Raw genomic sequence first — 16,318 nt, 5'->3', positions numbered from 1 at the left:
GCGTATCGGCATGGGCCCAGAGGCGACGATCAGGGTCGCTTCGTGACGTATAGCGGGTGCGCGGCCGGACGTGCGGAATCGAGCTGCAGGGCCGATGCGCTCGCCGGTGCGGTGTTCCTAGAGTCGGTGGCATGAACACTGCCAATGGTTCGAATGCCAACGGTTCGAATGCCACCAGCTCGAACAATGTCATCGCCTCCCTGCACTGGCCGCTCATCATCGGACTCGGGGCCCTGGCCCTGCTCAGGCCGGTCCTGCGGATCGTCGCCGAACAGCTCGGCGTTTCCGTCACCCCCGTGGTCCCGATCCTTGCGACCCTGGTGATCTCCGCGGTGTGGATCGCGGTGGTGGGCCTGAGCCGGGTGGCCCATCCCCTGCTCACCCTGGTGTTCACCGGGCTGGCCTATGCGGTCTTCGCGATTGTGCTCAGCGGGGTGCTCTCCCCGATCCTCGACGGCAGGCTGCAGGGGCCGCTGGCCAATCCACTGGCGATCGTGCCGATGCTGGCGACCAATGCGATCTGGGGTCTGCTCGCCGGTGCACTGGCCCTGCTGGTGCGGCGGGCGCGCTGAGACATCCCCTATAGTGCGGCCACCGTCGCCAGGTACAGCAGCTGCGCATCCAACCAGGCCCGCGCGCGGGGCGCCTGCAGGATCCGCAATGCCCGCGCCAGATCGCTCAGCCCCACCTGGTCCAGGTCCCCGGCCAGCCGGTCGATCCGTGCCACGTGGCTCCCTGTCATCCGGTGCAGACCGGCGTGCAGTATTTCGGCGAGGAAATCCCCCACGGCATCGAGCACCCGGTCCAGGGCATCGCCGGCCACCGCACTCCCCCGCCCGGGGTCCGCCCCTGAAACCCCTTGCAGATCCGGGACCACGATCCCCTGCGGGGTGCGCAGGGCCAGGGGATCGATGCGCAGTCGCCCTCCCACGAACCCGAGGACCCCGCTGATCTCCAAACCGCGTTCGGCCTCGGCGGCTTCCGTCAGCGCGGAGGCGACGGCGTCCAGGGCGCCGGGTGCGGCCGCGCGATAGGGGCACGATAGTTCAATCGGGGCGCCCGTTACGTCTTCCAGCTGTGCGGTCAACAGTTGGACACCGGGTCGGTAACCCAGATCCACCACGCGGGCCACGCGCAGCAGGCGCACGGCGGGAGCCGCGAAGCGGGGCGCGACCAGTCGGAAGGGGCGGTCCGCCAGCTCCCGGGCGGCGTCCTCGGCGCGCTCCACCACGAGCCCGCCCGGCATGGCATCCCAGGCCGAGGCCCCGTCGTCACCGTGGATCTGCCGGCCCGCCCGGCAGACAACTGCAGGCGCAGCCCCGCCGTGCGGGTAGCCGATTCGGTGGTCAGGGAGCCGCGGGAGACCTCCCCCAATCGCAGCCCGCCGACCCGGCGCCGGGCCAGGACATCAGGGGCCGGCACCTGGTCCGTCTGATGGGTCGAGGAGGTGCTGAGCACCAGCACGGCACCGGCGTCCGCATCGGCCAGATACACCCGGGTGGTGATGCTCGCCGAGGTCCCCGCCGGGTCGTCTGTGCGGCTCACCCTGGCGCCGAGTCCTAAGAACCGGGCGCGGCGCATGGCGGTGCGCGCGGGCTGCCGGGTGCCCAGGATCCGGTCGGCCTCGGCGGGCCTGGCCGGGCCGGCAGTGGCCCTGGCGACCAGCTCGGCCGTCAGCTCCGCGATCCTCCCCGGCGCGTATCCGGCATGGCCGCCGGCATAGGCCTCGAGCTGTTCGGCGAGTTCGTCGAGCACATCGAGTGGCCACTGGAAACCGCGGGCGGCCAGGGGTGCACGGGCCGCGGCGATCCGCGGGCCCACGTGCCCGGCCAGCATCCGCACGCCCTGATCCACCAGTTCGGTCGCGAACTCCAGGGCGGGTTCGAAGGGTGTACGCAGATCGGTGGCCACCTGTGGGGTTCCCAGGACCACCTCGCGCTTGCCCGGGCCGGGTGGGGCATCGGCCTGTGTTTCGGCCTGGGCCGCCCGGAAGGCCAGGACCGCGAGCGCCACCTGTTCACCGCGCTCGGTCGCGACCACATCCGTATGCGCATAGCCCAGGTCGCCGGGCACCAGGAAGCGCACGGTGGTCGTCGGCAGATCCACCGCGGCGGCGTTGTCCCCGGTGGCGGGCCTGGCGGGATCGGGGATGAGGACTGTGGCGCGTAGCCCCGCGCGCACCCGCCGGTGTGCGGCGTCCACCGCGGGCTTGCCCAGGACACGGAGCAGTTCGGTATCGTCGACGTCCGCGGGCGACCACTGCGGGGCCTGCTCGTCCGAGGCCTCCGCGGCCAGGGCGCGCACTGCCAGCACGGTGCCCACCAGGTGACGGCACACCCCGGATGCCGAGCACGAGCAGGTGCCGGCCTCCAGCCCGCCGGAGCCCAGGACCGTGTGGGTGCCGTCGGCGAAGTCCGCGGTGACCGTGTCCGCCTCGTCGATGGCCACCCGTGGGGCCGACTTGGCAAGGTCCTTGGCCGCGCGTTTGACCAGGCCGCAGTTGGCCAGGGCGGCCAGGGCGTCATCGGTCAGCGCCAGGAGATCCGGCCGCTGTTCTGTCAGCCGTGCTGTCGGCTGCCCCGCCGGAGATTCCCGCGCCGGGGAGCCTGCCTGTGCGTCCGGGCTCATGAGCGTCCGATCGTATCGGCCAGGAAACCGGCGAGCTCCCCGGGAGTCATCGCGCCGACGTGGGCGCCCAGATCCGCCAACTGCTGCCCCATGAACGGATTGAAGACGGCCCCGGATTCGTCGTCCAGGGCTGCCAGGGCCACCACCTCGGTGCCCTGCCCCACCAGGGAGGCGACCTCGCGGCGCAGTGTGAAGTCGTTGCCGCCCTCGTAGAGATCGCTGATGAGCACGACGATGGCCTGCCGCGGATTGTCGATCAGCCCTGCTGCGTACTGCACCGCCTGGGCGATGTCCGTGCCCCCGCCCAACTGGACCTTCATGAGCAGCTCGACGGGGTCCTCGACGTCGCGGGTCAGGTCGACGACCGTCGTGTCGAAGGCGACCAGGTGGGTGCGGATGCCCGGCAGACCCCACAGGCAGGCGGCCGTGACGGCCGAATGGATGACGGAATCGAGCATGGAGCCGGACTGATCGACCAACAGCACCACCTGCCAGGGCCGCATCCGCTTGGCCGAGCGTGTGGTGAAGTAGGGGCGCTCGATCACGACCTTGCCGGTATCGGGCTGAAAATGGCGCAGATTCGCCCGCAGTGTCCTGCGGATGTCCAGATTCCGCGAGTTCGGGACCCGGGTGGGCGTTCTGCTGCGTGGTCCTGTGAAGGCCTGTCGCACCTCGGTGGCCAGACGCTCCATCAGATCCCGGATCACCCGGTTGACCAGCTGCCTGGCCAGGGTCAGCACCTCCTGGTTCATCAGGTGCTTGGTGGTCAGCACCGCGCGCAGCATCGCCTGATTGGGCTCGATGCGCCGCAACACCTCCGGATTCGTCACCAGGTCGTCGATCCGGAAGCGCTCCACCGCGTCGCGCTCCAGGCGTTCGATCGTGGGGGTTGGAAACAGGCGATGGACCGCACCGATCCACTCCGGGGTGGACAGGGTGGATGCGCCGGCTCCCCCGGTCCGGCCCGCACCGCCGCGGGTTCTACTGCCCGCGCGTCTGATCCCGCGCCGGCCCAGGGACTCGTCGCGGCCGTAGAGCCAGTCCAGGGCGGCATCGCGCGCGGCCGCCCGCTCCCCCAAGTCCCCCAACTCGGATGCGGCCTCGCCCAGGATCAGCCGCCAGCGCTCCAACTCAGCGTCCATCGCCGGCCTCCTCTTCGCCCAGCAGCCCCGCCGCGCCCAGCAGGGCGCGGGCGCGTTCCTGCACGGCAGCGGCCCGCGCCCGTAGTTCCGGTGAGATCCCACTGTCCGCGCCGAGCGCTACCGCCCGGGGATCGTCGCGGCCGTGCAGGCGTGCGGCCAGTCGGCCGATGCGCTCGCGCTCGCGGGGCGGGAACAGGGCGAAGGCCTCTCGCAGGGCGGGCAGGGCGATCAGGAAGGCCTGCGCATCGAAGCCGCAGACCACCTGGTCGACCACCCTCACCACCTCCGGCGAGGCCAGGGACTCATCACGGGCCAGAGCGAACAGGCCGGACAGGAAATCGCCCAGTTCCTGCGGCAGCCCGGCGCCGCGAATCATCCGTGCCGGGTCCTCCGGCGCCTGGCCCAGCGCCCAGGCCAGGCCCAGTCCGGCACCGCGCACGCGGATGGGGGCTGCGGGCGAGGCCGCCAAACGGTGGGCGACCGCCAAGACGGCCTCCCTGCTCGCGGCCTGCTCCTCCTGCGCCCCATGGTTCAGCCGTCCTGCGGTCAGCACAACATCGCGGACGCCGGCCAGGGCGCGCACGGCGGGTTCCGCACCATCGTCACCTCGCACGGCCTCGGCCAGCCACAGGATCCGCGGCACGCACGCCCGAGCGGTGCCGGCCAGGCGCACGGAGCCTGCCGCGCCCAGGTACCCGCCGTTGCGCCACAGGCCCAGGGCCGTTTCCAGCATTCGGGCGAGCCCCTGTAGGTCCGCGCTGGTCCCGATGGCACGGGAGACCAGTTCGAGGAGTTCATCGGTGAGTCCGGCGTGTCCGCACAGCACCGCGTCGAACAGCACCTCGGCGGTGAGGCTCAGGTCGGGGCCGGCCTCCGCCGAGGCCTCGCCGAGTCGCGCGCTCAGAGCGGCCAGCGAGGCGTCGGCCACGCTGGGACCGAAGCCCGAGGCCTCGATCACGGACGGTCCCGCCAACACCCGTTCGCCCAGTTCCCAGACCTCCGTGAGTTCTGGATCCAGGGCCGTCAGCGGGCCGTCGACGCGGTCGATCTGCGCGATGTGCAGAATCCGCAGGCGGTGCAGCAGGCGGGAGCGCTCCAGATCATCCGAATCCACCAGGGACAGTGAATGAGTGCCGGGCGATAGATGCAGAGCCTGCAGCTGAGCATCGACATCATGCCAGAGAGGGGGCAGAGGCGTATGCGGATCCAGCCGGCCCGCCCGGTCCCCGCTGAGTGCGGCCACCATCTCCACGACCACAGGATCCGTGGCCGGGGCCAGGGAGGACCTGCGTGCCCAGGGCAGAGGTGCGTCCAAGGCCGTCTTGAGCAGGGCCGAGGCCAGTCCGTCGAGCACGTCGACACGCGCCGGCACCGGATTGCCGCGCAGCCGGGCCAGGGATTCCGCCATTACCCTGGCCGCTGTCAGATCCGGGGTGGACACGGCCTGATGCCTCTCGCGCAGCCGCGTGGCCACCTGGATCTGCAGGTATTCGGCGGCGGCCCGGGGTCCCGATTCGAAGAGCCGCTGATAGTACGCGGGCGACGGCATGCCGGAACGATAACCGGCCAGGGAGTCCAGCCGGCGGAAGGAGAAGGGCACCAGGTAACTGCGCGGCGGATCGGCATCCGCCGGTGGGGATGGGATTTCGGGCCAGGCGAGCTCCCCTTCGGCTTGCGGCGCCGATTCGGCGATGAGACGGCGCAGGGCCGGCATGTGGAAGCCCCCGGTGACGACGACGATGTCATCGCCTGTGGCGGATTGCCCCTGGGCATCCTTCGCCTGGGCCGCTTCGGCCCGGGCAGCGCGGATCCACTCGGCCATATAGGCCTCGCGCGCGGTATCGGCGGGGTCTGCCGCGGTATCGCCGCGCAGACCGGTGAACCACGTGTCCAGCCGCAGAGCCAGGGAATCGGCGCCGGCTTCGGAAGCGGTATCGGGAGCGGCTTCGGGAGCGGTGAAGTCCGGCAGTTCGAAGACGTGGTCCCACAGTGCGTCGACGTCATCGGTGTGGAAGCGTTCGGCCAGGTGTTGCCGGACCCGCGCGTAGCGTCGATCGGCCGGCGCCGGTTCGGAATCGTGTGCCTCCGTTTCCTCGAAGAGCGCCGGGTGCCACACCGGTAGATCGATGAAGTGCAGCTGCGCCCCGCACACACGTCCGGTGTTCAACGCCACCCATTCCGGGGAGTACTCGCACAGCGGCGCCCAGCTGGCGTGCAGCCGGTCCGCAGTGTGAAAACCCGTGTAGACGGCGATCGGCAGTTCGTGGTCGAGGAACAACTCGTCGATCCGGCCGTTGAAGTCCGCTGGGCCCTCCACCAGGACGTGGCGAGGCCGCAGCCGGCGGATCACGGCCTCGACCTCCCCGGCACAAGCCGGGGAATGATGGCGGACCGGCACGAAGACGACGCTCATGAGTCCTCCGGCTCAGCCCGGCAGCAGGCCCCGGGCCGCGTGGAGTGCCTTCCACTGCGGCCCGGACTTCCGGGGCACCTGCTGTTCCAGATAACGGCGCAACCGGGCCATGTCCTCGGGCTCGTCCTTGACCGCGGCACCGGCCAGGGACACCACGACATCGGAGGCGTTCGGGGTGCGCCCGTGCAGATACCAGGCACTGACGCCGGCAGCATGGGCCACCGACACGGCCTCCGCGGTGCTGAGTACCGTGGACATCGGCTCCATCGCCTCGCCGCGTTCGCTCAAACCCGTGCGCAGTTCGCGAAATGCCGTGACCAGCACGTCGAGCACATCGTGATCGGGTACCTGGGGTACCCCTGATTCGGCCAGCAGCCGCCCGGCCTCCTGTTCGACCAGGGCCAATTCCACGGCCGGATCGGCGATCGGGAAAACCGTTTCGAAGGTGAACCGGCGTTTGAGCGCCGCCGACATCTCGTTGACGCCCCGATCGCGGGTATTGGCGGTGGCGATGATGTTGAAGCCCTCGTGTGCATAGGTCATCGTGGGGGCGCCCACCAGCTCCGGAATCGCCACGACCCGCTCCGACAGTAAGGACAGCAGCGAATCCTGTACTTCCAGGGGACAGCGGGTGATCTCCTCGAACCGGACCAGGGCACCGGTGCGCATACCGCGCAGCACCGGGCCGGGGACCAGGGCACGGTCTGTGGGCCCTTCGGAGACCAACAGGGCGTAGTTCCAGGAATAGGAGATCTGGTCCTCCGTGGTCGCCGCCCCACCCTGGATGGTCAGGGTCGAGTCCCCACTGACGGCGGCCGCGATGAGTTCGCTCAACAGGGACTTGGCGGTGCCCGGCTCCCCCACCAACAACAGTCCGCGACTGGTCGCCAGCGTCACCAGGCAGCGTTCGACCAGGGCCACATCGCCGACGAACTTGGGTGAGATCCCGCGTGCGGTGTCCCCGCAGATGAAGTCCCTGGCCGCGGCCAGGCTCATCGTCCAGCCCGGTGGTCTGGGAGCGGAGTCCTCTGCGCGCAGCTGTGCCAGTTCGTCCGCGAAGCGCACCTCGGCGGGGGGCCGCTGGATGTCGGCCGCCGTCTTCCCCGCCACGTCTGTCTCATCTGTCCTTCCGCCGCCGGTCATGAAATCAACCAGCTCAGGTCGCGCAGCATTTCCGAGGCGAACACCGGGTCCAGGCCCGCCAGCGCCGCCGGGCGCGGTTCCGGTTTGTACCAGGACTGGGTGGACCCGGTGGCGACTGCCGGTGCCAGGGTCTGTTCGTCGAAACCGTCTGCTAAGGGCTCCCCCACGACGATGCCCGGGTCCAAGTTCACATAGAGCGAGGAGCCGTCGGGCAGGTCCCGGAGGAATGCGGGCTGGATGCCACCGTCTTCCGGTGCGACCCTGGCCCAGCCCCGCTTCTCCATGGCCAGAATCTTCGTCGTCGCCACGGTGGAGCCGGCGAAGGCCTCGATGATGCCGGTCGACTTGTTCTGTGCGGTGAGTTCGTAGACTTCGCGGCCCAGCTGTTCGAAGGGCTGGAGGATCTCATAGTCGGCGAAGAGTTCGGCCATCTGATCCTGCGTCCCGGAGTCCAGGGTCAGCGGATGGGCCAGCCGCACAGTGGCCTGCTCGGGGAGGACGAACTCATCGTCCTCGGCGTCGGCCAGGGTGCCGTCCTCGGCGACGCGGAATGCCGTGTGGGCGGCATCCTGCGGGTCCGCAGCGGTGACCCACACCAGACGGCGGGCCAGATGGACCATGAAGGGATGTTCGAGGAACAGGGTGGTGAACAGTTCGGCAGTCCATGAGCGCTGTTCGACCATGGCGCGCTCCAAGCGTTCGATTTGTTCCCCGGCCGAGGCTCTGACCTCCTTCTTCAGGGTCTTGAACCACTCATAAGCCGGTTCGGCCAGCTCCTCGTCATCCTTGACACCGGGTTTGGGCAGGGTCTTGCGGCGCTGTCCGTCCTGGGAGACGAAGGGCTTGAGCGCCTCGTCGAAGCCCACGGTGAACTGTCGGGGCCCGTAGTCCAGGACGCGGGAACCATCGAGGCCCAGATCGAAGTCTGGCACTAGCCTGTCAGCCAGCTCATCCGTGCTCAGCCCCAGACGATCGGCGATCTGGTCGATCATATCCCGCGCGGTCTCCCGCAGCGCCTTGAACTTGACCTTCTGCGCGATCCTATTCAGATGGGTCAGAGCGGTGTCGGTGCCGATCGCGGTGAGCACCCGGAGGCCCGTCACCGCTCGTTTGTGGGCGGACTCCCCCGGCCAGGCACGGATCAGCGGGGACAACATGTGGACCGTCTCATCGTCGCCGGCCAGACCCTGAGCATCGAGGATCCACCCCTGTTTGGACGGATACCCTGCCAGTTTCCACAGCTCGAACATGCCGCGGGCGAAAGCCGCCAGGGATACGGGGTCGGTGGCCTCCCGCAGATCGCCCAGGCCCGCATAGGGTTCGTCCAGGGTGGATAGGGCGAAAATCGTGAACACATGAGGGATCAGATCTAGTGGGATCGAGGTCCCGGCACGGGCCGTCAGCTGTGGCAGCGAAGCCGGTGCCAACCAGTCCGGCAGTTCCGGCATCCGGGTCGGTAGAGCCTCCAAGGGGTCGGAGTCCAACAGGGTTTCGATCGCGGCCCTGGCCTCCGGACCGTAGGAGTCCGCGGCGGCCAGGATGATGGCCCGGCGGTTCTCCTGGGTGTCTGTGGTGGCGGAGTCGGTAGGTGCAGTGTCCCGCAGCAGCCGGAGTAGGGAATCCTCTGCGTGTTTGCGGACTTTTCCCGCCTTTTCCAGGGCATGGGGGATGAGGCCTGCGGCCGCATCCTGTGGGTGCCGGGCGAACCAGGCGGCGGCCACCGGCCGAACCGATTTCGCCCGGGCCGCGGTGGTGACCATGAACGAGGCGATGCGCGCGCCACCGACCGGCATGAGCACCTGCGCCAGTGTTGTGGGTGTGTCCTGTGCCGCGGTGAAGACGAAGGGCACGATCGGATCCCCGAAACGTGACAGTGCGACCCCCATATAGTCCGCCGCATAGGACAGGTTCCGGGGCTGGGGCAGGGAGTCGATGACCGGCAACAGTAGTTCGACCGGCCCGTTGAGCAGGAACATGGGAATGGCATCGTACCAACCGCTCCCGGACATGCAGTCGTCCAGTAGATGCTGCCAGCTTTCGTCATAGTCCTGACCGACCAGGTAGTGGCTGGAGTGGAGCCACTCGTCCTCTTCCCCTGGCAACCAGTCCAGGTGCATGTCCTGGGGAACGTGTAGATCCTTGATGACCGTGGCCTTGACGCGTTTGCGCTTGACCGTCCACGGTGGGGCGGCCAGGACACGCGGCAGGTCCGCGGGGTCCGCCTCCGGGAGCCGTGGGCGTTCCAAGATCGCCCGGATGCGTGCGGCAGAGGAATCATCGGTGAGTTCGGCCGCCACCTGGGCCGCGGCCTCGGGATCCGCCGGGACCCTGACCCCAGGAGCTGGGCTGCGAACGAGTCCTGTCCGGCCCGCCGTGCCAAGGCCCCCAGTGCCAGGGTGGGGAAACGAGCGGCGAAGTCCAAGAGCGCAGCAGTGGCGGCTCTGGCGGTGTTCTCCCCCGACCTGCGGTCCAGCAGTGCGAGCGCTGCGGCTTCCGTCGGAATGAGTGCCACAAGGTCGCAGCAGGTCTTGATGACTTCGGCCCAGCCGTGCTCGGCATCGATGACCCGCAGGAGTGCGGGCAGTGCGTCCTCCCCCAGTCGTTCGACTGCGGCGGCCAATTCCTCCGGCTGATGTTTGAACTGCCAGACCGGTATGTGTTCGATCAGCTCTATCAGCCGGGCACCGGTGTCCGCGAACTGCAGGGCATGGGGAGCCAGATGTTTGCAGTCGTGCGAGCGGGTCAGGGCCACATCCGCCCAATCGGTGCGTTCGGGAACCAAATAGGCGGCGACGAGCACCTGGAGGAACCTGGGCGATTCGATATAGGGTGCCAGTGCCGCGATGATGACCGCATGGTCCTCCTCCGATACGCCGGCCACGTACGTGCGGAAGCCCTTCAACAACTCTGCTCTCAGATCCTGCTGAGACTGGAAGAAGCCCGTGCCGGGCGACTCCCGGATAAGTCCCGCCGGTACCCCGAACTGAGTGCCGTAGCTCTCGTACATGCTCAGCGTTTCGACCAATGCGGCGGTGGCCAGGGGCAGGGGATATTCGCCGACCAGGTATTCGACGAAGTACGTGGGGAAGTGGCCTCGCAGGGAATAGCCCAGATGGGAGTCCAATGAGATGATCCGCGCTGCGATTCCCAGAGCGGAATCCGGGTCGGACGACACGATGTCCGGGTCCGGGCTGGCCGCGATGTCGTCGGAGACCTGGTCGGCCATATGTGCGAAGGTATTCAGGGTTGCGTCGACGTGTTCCCGTTTGATGGTCATGGCCCGCGCCGGCCGGTGGAGGGTGCGGTCCCTGGGCATGCGCTTGACCCAGGAATCCGGGAGTCCAAGACGCGGTGAGGTGGGCGCCGGCTGTGCCTGCGACTTGCTCGAAGACGCTACGGGGGAGTCCGAACCGATGGTGTCCACGATGGCTCCTATGGGGTAGACGACTGGCGACTGCTGCGAGCTGTGCAGCAGGTGTGATCCACACTACCGGTAGGCCCTGACATGGCCTGTCGGCCAACAGGTTCGGCCCGAAGCGCACGGTCACAGAACCGCACCGGGGTCGGCCGCGCGAGTGCGGACCCCGGGCCCTTAGACAGGCACGCCCAGAACCTCCTGCAGGAAGGCCTGCGCGGCATCCGTCGGCCGCCGGCCGCGCGCCCACACGACGCGCAGCGGCCGGGTGAGCGCGACCTCGGGCGCGGTCGGCACCACCACCAGCGCGCCGGTGCGCAGCTGTTCGGCCACCGCCCGGCGCGAAATGGCCGCCGGAGCGGCTCCCGTGGCCGCGGCCGTCTTCACCGCCGAAGAACTCGTCAGTTCCGCCGCGACCGAGGCCCCGCCCGGCACCGCGGCATCGATCACCTCGCGCGTACCAGAACCCCTCTCCCGCACGATCAGCGGCAGCCCGGCCAGATCCGCAGCGCTGAGCGCGGGACCCATGGCCAGGGGGTGGTCCGGCAGCGCCACGATGACCAGATCGTCCCGGTCGAAGGACCGGTAGTGCACCCCGCGCGGGCGCGTCCTGGTCTCCACGAAGCCCAGATCGGCCCGCTCCCCGCGCACCGCGTCCAGCACCTGGCGGGAGTTCTGCATGCGCAGCGTCGGGCGGGTGGTGGAATGGTGCTGGCGGAACCGCAGCAGAATGGGCGGCAGGACGTATTCGGCGATGGTCAGGGACGCACTGATCCGCAGCGTGGAACTGGTCCGCCGGTGCAGGGCGGCCAGGGTCTCGGTGAGGTTGCGGTAATCGGCCAGCACCTGGGCCGCCAGGCCGGCGACGACCCGGCCATCGGGCCCCAGGCGCGAGCCGCTGGGCGAACGCTGCACGATGTGCACACCCCATTCGGCCTCGAAGGCCTTCACCGCCCTGCTCACATTGGGCTGGGCCATCTGCAGATTCCGGGCGGCGGTACCCAGAGAGGCATGCCCGGACTCGTCCTCCTGGCGGGCCAGGTCGACCAGGATGCGCAGAACTGCGGGGTCGGGATCGTGCACGCGCCCATCGTCTCATACGACCCATATCAATTGCGCATGTCCCAATGCGTGATACCCGGCTAGCGGAGTGAGCACGGGCGGCGCAGACTGAACCCTATGAGTACGCAGACCACTCCCCCGCCCGCACCCGGGTCGAACCCACAGACCACGTCCGCGCTCGCCGCCCGTATGCGGCTCTACGGATCGCGCATCCCCGGACTGGTGGTGTGTGCAGCGGCGATGGGCGTGGCCATGTGGCTCGCCACCCTCATCCCCTATGTGGGCGCGGTGCTCATCGCGATCGTGCTGGGCGTGCTGGTGCGCAATGTGCTGCCGGCGATCCCCGCGGTGCTCCAGCCCGGCATCGACTTCACCGCCAAGACCCTGTTGCGCCTGGGTATCGTGCTGCTGGGCTTCCGCCTGGTCCTCGGCGATGTGCTGGGCCTGGGCTGGGGTGCGATCATCGTCATCGTGGCCGTCGTCGCGATCGGCTTCACCGGCACCGTGGCGATGGGCCGTCTGCTGGGTGTGAACAACGAACTGGGCATGCTCATCGCCGCCGGCTTCTCGATCTGCGGGGCCGCGGCCGTGGCCGGCGCGGAATCCACGATCAAGGCGAAGAAGGAACACGTCACGGCGGCCGTCGCCCTGGTCGTCCTGTTCGGCACCCTGATGATCGCGATCGTGCCCAGCGTCACCGGGCTGCTGCACCTGGACCAGCACACCGCTGGCATGTGGGCGGGGGCCTCGACCCATGAGGTTGCACAGGTCGCCGCGATCGGCGGTATCCTCGGCCCCGAGGCTCTGACCACCGCGACGCTGATGAAACTGGGCCGCGTGGTCCTGCTCGCCCCGTTGATGATGGTGCTGGGCACCGTGGTCGCCCGCGCCGCAGCCAGGGCCCGTGCCCAGTCGCCGGCCGGCGATGGCCTCGGGGCCGAGGCCCCCGGCAAGCGGCCGCCCCTGGTGCCCATGTGGGTGGTCGGCTTCATCGTCGCGGCCCTCATCGCCACCACCGGCCTGTTACCGGTTTGGTTCCAGCACGGCGCCGCCACGGGCCAGACGGTTCTGCTGACCGCAGCGATGTTCGGTCTGGGCTGCGGGGTGCACATCAAATCGCTCATCGGCCTGGGTCTGAAACCGGTGGCCCTGGCTGCCCTGGCGACCTGCCTGGTCGCCGGCGTTGCGGCGCTGGGCATCTGGGTGCTGGTGTAGGCAAGGTCGTGGCGTTTCTGTCCTCACCGGTCCCTTGAGTGGCCCGATCGAACTGTGCGAAGGCGATGTCATCGTCATTCCGGCCGGATCTGACCCGTTCGATCGCGGACCTGGGTGATCTGTTCTTCGCCGCGGCCCCCGCGGCGGACCTCGCCGCGCTGGTGGGAATGGACGGGTACGGCCTGAGTCGGGCGGTCAAACGCGCCACTGGGCTCAGCCAGCTGGCATGGCGGCAGAACGCCCGGATCGTGCGCGCTCGGCACATGCTGGACCACGGTATGCCCACTTCGAGCCGCCTCGGCCCGCTCCCCCGCTTCCGCTGCACAAACATACAAGGCCGATTCCACCCCCGGGGTGAATACTCGTTTCCGGTCCCGCCAGTGTGGCGGGCATCGAGCGAATGCCACGGAGCCGGGAGCACAGTGGAACAGTTCATCGCAGTGGCCGCCGCGCATTTTCTGGCACTGCTCATTCTCATTCCCGGCACATGATCCGCCTGGCCGGCGGACTCTCTCTGGGATGTCTTCGTGGCGATGGCCCCGGGCAATCGACGCACCCAGTGAATACTGGACTGGTGATATTCATCGTTTCCGGTATCTCGACCCATCCGGAAAAGCAGCCAGAATTGTCGGGTGAGTGAAGTCCCCCGGCCCCTGTCCGACGCCGCCCTACCCAGCGCCACCTCGTCCGACGCCCGGGCGTTCGTTCCACTGTTCTGTTTGTTCATCCTGGGCTGGGGCTCGAACCAGTTCGCACCGCTCCTCCTGTTCTACCCGCGGATCATGCCGTTGGGGCCCGTCGAGGTGCAGATCCTCTTCGTCCTCTACGGCCTCAGCCTCATCCCGATGCTGGTGGTGGGCGGGTGGCTGTCGGACCGGCTGGGCCGCGCGGGAGTCCTCACCATCGCGGTGTTGCTGTGCGCGCTGTCCTCCGCAGTGCTGCTGGCCGGCGGCACAGGGCCGGCTGCGATCGTCTGTGCACGCATCCTGACCGGTGTCGGCTGTGGGATTGGTTTCAGCTCGGCGACTGCCTGGGCCACCGAGCTTCTGCCGGCGCCGCGCGGTTCCCGCCTGTCGATGATCCTCATGACCTCCGGAATGGGTGTGGGACCGCTGTTCATCGGCATCCTGGCCTCCCGGCTGCTGGCCGCCCACGTGCCCGGCCCGCAGATCTGGGTCATGCTCCCCCACCTGTGCCTGGCCCTGGTGGCGCTGGCTCTGCTCGTGTGGCATCGGCGTCGGCTCCGCGGAGCCATGGTGACCCTGCCGGTCGGGGACGCCGTGGCCGAGGCCGCACCTGGCGCAGTGCAGATGTCCGGCGGAACGGCGCCGGGGGCTGGTCCGGGTGGGTCGGTTCCCGGGCCGCCAACCGGTGCGGTCGCCGGCGCACTCGCCGGCGCGGAGGGGCAGCGGGGGCTGCGCGATGGCCGGTTCTGGCGGATCGTCGTCCCGCTGGCCCCATGGACACTGCTGTGCACCGGCGTCCCCCTGGCCGTCCTGCCCAGCGCGGTGGGAGGCGGTGCCGGGATCGATCCTCTGTTGTTCAGCGCATTCCTCACCCCGTTACCGGCCCTGGGTGGATTGTGTGTGCAGCCCGTGGCTGGACATGCGAAGGTCTCACCGCGCGTGCAGGCACCGGTGGCACTGGCCATCGCGGCCTGTGCCCTGGGACTTGCCGTTCTGGCCGTCCGTGCGCAATCCCTGTCGCTGCTCCTGGTTACCTGTTTCGTCTTCGGTCTGGCTCACGGCTTGTGCCAGACCGCCGGACTGCGCATCGTGGCCCAGATCAGTCAGCAGACTCGGCTGGGCCGCAATACCGCGGTGTTCCAGGCCCTGAGCTATGTGGGATTCCTGGCTCCCCTGCCGATTGCGATGCTGGGACAGTACATCGCCCTGTCGCAGATCCTCATGGGAATTCTGCTCTTGGCCGTTCTGATGTGCGGGCTCCTGCTGGTCGCGGCACTGCGTGGTCGGAACGTGGCGCTCAGACCCTGAATCGCTGCGCTCGGCGCGCCGCGGCCCAATGCCCGGCGGCATCAGGCGTCCACTAAGTGGACAGGCCTTGAGACACACCTTCTCAGGCAAATAAGGTAACGGTAACCTAATGATTGAGTGAGGGTGAGATGACGCAGACAAGCGCGCCGAGGTCGGATTCGCAGAGTGCAGAGGTTCCGGATGCGGATACCGGGGTGCCGGTCCACTGGGACGCGGCGGCCGAGGCTCTGGCCGTTGAGCTACTGCGCCGGGAAGGGTGCATCGTGGTCAGCCCGACCAAGGTCGGATACATCATTTTGACCAGCGACAGGATCGGCTTGGAACGGAAGTTCACGGTGAAGAACCGGGCCCGGAACAAGCCGGGCGTCGTTCTGTGCTCATCCATGGACCAGCTGCGCGAGCTGGCGCAGCTGACCGGGGAGGCAGAGGCCTTCTATCGGACCCACTGGGATCAGGATGTTCTGATGGGCTGCATTCTGCCCTGGCGTCCCGAAGCCGCAGAACGCCACCTGGGGCGGGTCGGCGAGTTCGTCACGGATGAGCGCGCGACCAGCTGCTTCGTCGTCCGGTTCGGCCGGCCCGCGGAGAACATCGTGCGGACCCTGTGGGAGAAGGATGGCCGGCTGGTGTTCGCCAGCAGTGCCAATCCGTCCGGCAAGGGCAACCGTGGGCGGATCGAGGGGATCGGGCCGGCGATCGCGGAAAAGGCCGATCTGGTGATCGAGGCCGATGACTATGTCCGTTCGATCCAGCCGAATGAAACAGCGGATACCCGGTATGAACAGGGGGTCATGGTGTCCTTCGTCGACGAGGCCGGCCAGCTGGTTCCTGAGCAACACGGTCAGAGGGGAGTGGAGCCTGTGCCCACCCTGATCCGCAAGGGGCTGGACTTGGGCTCGATCATGGCCAATCTGGCCGCCGCATTCCCCAGCTGGGACTACCGGCAGGGGCAGTACTACTGACTGTGGTGCGTGTCATGTCTGTTCGGTTTGCGGGCCCCACCAAGCGTGTGTATAGTTAACTGTGTTGCCAGGCGGAAAACACTGAAGTAACCGCCAGTCCTTCCCGGACTGTTGAGGGTTAGGTTTTAGAACCGCGGCCTGGTGATACAATCAGATTGAGCATCCCTTCGCGGTGTCCCTATCATTGTCTGTCTTGTGCAGGCGGTTGGGATTACTTGTGTGGGTGTGTGCCTGTTGTTTGAGAACTCAATAGCGTACTTGAATAGTTTTTTTCGTGATGCCAGAACTAAGTAGTACATATTTTCTGGCTGAAAATAATAATGATGGATGATACGAAGAACAAT

12 protein-coding genes and 1 pseudogene are annotated in these 16,318 nt (G+C 68.2%); 5 read left to right on the top strand and 8 right to left on the bottom strand.

Features of this window, described 5'->3' with window-relative positions; genetic code table 11:
• Positions 1-131: 131 nt before the first annotated feature.
• A complete protein-coding gene (locus NQ034_RS12765; RefSeq protein WP_257049282.1) occupies positions 132-572 on the top strand; it encodes a hypothetical protein in 441 nt (146 codons plus the stop codon).
• Positions 573-580: 8 nt separating this feature from the next.
• Here NQ034_RS12765 and NQ034_RS12760 read toward each other — a convergent pair whose 3' ends face one another.
• The 8 genes and pseudogenes from NQ034_RS12760 to NQ034_RS12730 form a co-directional block, all read right to left on the bottom strand.
• On the bottom strand, positions 581-1,147 hold the full coding sequence (locus NQ034_RS12760) for a YehQ C-terminal OB-fold domain-containing protein (protein ID WP_257049280.1): 567 nt from the start codon (positions 1,145-1,147) through the stop codon (positions 581-583).
• Positions 1,084-2,628 carry a YehQ family protein gene (locus NQ034_RS12755; RefSeq protein ID WP_257049279.1) on the bottom strand — a complete coding sequence of 515 codons (1,545 nt, stop codon included), beginning with the start codon at positions 2,626-2,628 and terminating at the stop codon, positions 1,084-1,086. The genes NQ034_RS12760 and NQ034_RS12755 overlap by 64 nt, the downstream gene beginning before the upstream one ends.
• Positions 2,625-3,770: a VWA domain-containing protein gene (locus NQ034_RS12750; RefSeq protein WP_257049277.1), complete on the bottom strand. Its 1,146-nt coding sequence runs from the start codon at positions 3,768-3,770 to the stop codon at positions 2,625-2,627. The genes NQ034_RS12755 and NQ034_RS12750 overlap by 4 nt, the downstream gene beginning before the upstream one ends.
• Positions 3,760-6,183 (bottom strand): DUF5682 family protein, encoded by a 2,424-nt coding sequence (locus NQ034_RS12745; RefSeq protein WP_257049276.1) that lies wholly within the window; start codon positions 6,181-6,183, stop codon positions 3,760-3,762. The genes NQ034_RS12750 and NQ034_RS12745 overlap by 11 nt, the downstream gene beginning before the upstream one ends.
• 12 nt (positions 6,184-6,195) lie before the next feature.
• Positions 6,196-7,293 (bottom strand): AAA family ATPase, encoded by a 1,098-nt coding sequence (locus NQ034_RS12740; protein WP_257049275.1) that lies wholly within the window; start codon positions 7,291-7,293, stop codon positions 6,196-6,198.
• A 29-nt stretch (positions 7,294-7,322) separates the two neighbouring features.
• Entirely contained in the window at positions 7,323-9,623 is a 2,301-nt protein-coding gene (locus tag NQ034_RS16465) for a DUF4132 domain-containing protein (protein WP_257049274.1), read from the bottom strand.
• Positions 9,624-10,066: 443 nt separating this feature from the next.
• A pseudogene (locus tag NQ034_RS16560) lies at positions 10,067-10,552 on the bottom strand (hypothetical protein); the annotation flags it as partial.
• Positions 10,553-10,918: 366 nt separating this feature from the next.
• Entirely contained in the window at positions 10,919-11,824 is a 906-nt protein-coding gene (locus NQ034_RS12730; protein WP_257049272.1) for a LysR family transcriptional regulator, read from the bottom strand.
• 96 nt (positions 11,825-11,920) lie between these two features.
• On the opposite strand from NQ034_RS12730, the gene NQ034_RS12725 reads away from it, so the two are divergent.
• The 4 genes from NQ034_RS12725 (at position 11,921) to NQ034_RS12710 (ending at position 15,974) form a co-directional block, all read left to right on the top strand.
• A complete protein-coding gene (locus tag NQ034_RS12725) occupies positions 11,921-13,018 on the top strand; it encodes a YeiH family protein (protein ID WP_257049270.1) in 1,098 nt (365 codons plus the stop codon).
• 65 nt (positions 13,019-13,083) lie between these two features.
• Entirely contained in the window at positions 13,084-13,509 is a 426-nt protein-coding gene (locus NQ034_RS12720; RefSeq protein WP_257049268.1) for a helix-turn-helix domain-containing protein, read from the top strand.
• 141 nt (positions 13,510-13,650) lie between these two features.
• Positions 13,651-15,012 carry an MFS transporter gene (locus NQ034_RS12715; RefSeq protein WP_257049267.1) on the top strand — a complete coding sequence of 454 codons (1,362 nt, stop codon included), beginning with the start codon at positions 13,651-13,653 and terminating at the stop codon, positions 15,010-15,012.
• 128 nt (positions 15,013-15,140) lie between these two features.
• On the top strand, positions 15,141-15,974 hold the full coding sequence (locus NQ034_RS12710; RefSeq protein ID WP_257049266.1) for an L-threonylcarbamoyladenylate synthase: 834 nt from the start codon (positions 15,141-15,143) through the stop codon (positions 15,972-15,974).
• Positions 15,975-16,318: the final 344 nt, after the last annotated feature.

Source organism: Brevibacterium moorei (assembly GCF_024580735.1).
Taxonomy (GTDB): domain Bacteria; phylum Actinomycetota; class Actinomycetes; order Actinomycetales; family Brevibacteriaceae; genus Brevibacterium; species Brevibacterium moorei.
The sequence above is the reverse complement of the archived record's forward strand: the minus strand, read 5'-3'. Positions and strand labels throughout refer to the sequence as shown.